The sequence below is a fragment of the Bartonella queenslandensis AUST/NH15 genome (assembly GCF_000312585.1).
In the GTDB taxonomy this organism is placed as follows: domain Bacteria; phylum Pseudomonadota; class Alphaproteobacteria; order Rhizobiales; family Rhizobiaceae; genus Bartonella; species Bartonella queenslandensis_A.
The window spans coordinates 1-220 of sequence record NZ_HE998552.1 but is presented as its reverse complement, the minus strand read 5'-3'; the positions used below and the strand labels follow the sequence as shown (position 1 = coordinate 220).

The following is a 220-nucleotide window of genomic DNA, read 5'->3' as shown; positions in this document are numbered from 1 at the left end:
GTTTTATTATGTTTATGGAATTTTGCATTCAGAAGATTATCGTGCTCGTTATGCTGATAACCTCTCTAAAGAATTGCCTCGTATCCCTTGCGTAAAGAGTGCTGATGATTTTTGGAAGTTTGTGACAGCAGGACGTAAACTAGGGCATTTGCACGTAAATTATGAAGATATAGAGCCTTATCCTGTAACCTTTAAAAAAGGCAATCCAAAAGTTACAGAG

Annotated in this window: 1 protein-coding gene; it reads left to right on the top strand. The window is 36.8% G+C overall.

Annotation, left to right across the window (positions count from 1 at the left end; genetic code table 11):
- Positions 1-220, top strand: a 220-nt coding sequence (locus BN338_RS10755) for a type ISP restriction/modification enzyme (protein WP_039762886.1), incomplete at both ends; no start/stop codon positions are given.